This is a genomic window from Halomonas flagellata (assembly GCF_022487945.1).
In the GTDB taxonomy this organism is placed as follows: Bacteria; Pseudomonadota; Gammaproteobacteria; order Pseudomonadales; family Halomonadaceae; genus Halomonas; species Halomonas flagellata.
This window is the reverse complement of record NZ_JAKVPY010000122.1, coordinates 1-593: the sequence shown is the minus strand read 5'-3', so window position 1 is coordinate 593 and position 593 is coordinate 1. Positions and strand designations below refer to the sequence as shown.

Sequence of the window (593 nt, the reverse complement as noted above, 5' to 3'; positions counted from 1 at the left end):
GCACCTGAAAAATCGCAAACAAAAAACAATAGAAAGGAAGGTAAAAAGCAGAAAATAAATACCCCTTCAGATTCTGTAGTCGTGGAAAATTCCTTCAATCCTGAAGATGATCCTGACCTTATGCGCATGTTGGAAGAATCAGTGAGCCAGCAACAAGATGAGAACATTCCGGTAGATTATTATGATAATATCCCGCTGGAAGAAACACCTAAATCAGAACCAAAACCGGCTAAGAAGCCGCCAGTTGATGTTAACAGCCTAATTTCCACTATCGGTAAGAAAGAGGACTAACAATGAGTGAATCTATGACTGTCAAGCTAAGCCAGCTCAAGTCTAAAAGTAATCAGGATCGTAAAGACTGGAATAGCCCTTCAGCAAGGGAACATATTGAGCAGCTAAAGCGTTCTATCGGGCTTGAACTGCCTAACGGTAAGATTTACGGCATCCGTGAGCCTATCGTGGTTAAGCGCGGCCAGGACGATGATAGCTTTGTTATTCTTCGTGGTGAATCACGCTGGAGAGCAGGTAGAGAAGTTGAAGAAGAAAAGAGCATTGAGCTTGAATGCGAGATTAAAATTGTCTCTTATGATGAC

Annotated in this window: 2 protein-coding genes; both read left to right on the top strand. The window is 42.2% G+C overall.

The genetic code is table 11. The features are described from left to right. On the top strand, positions 1 to 291 hold a 291-nt coding region (locus MKP05_RS21465), incomplete at its 5' end, for a hypothetical protein (RefSeq protein ID WP_240570158.1). Positions 292 to 293: 2 nt separating this feature from the next. Continuing rightward, a partial coding sequence (locus MKP05_RS21460; protein ID WP_240570157.1) for a ParB N-terminal domain-containing protein occupies positions 294 to 593 on the top strand: 300 nt, incomplete at its 3' end.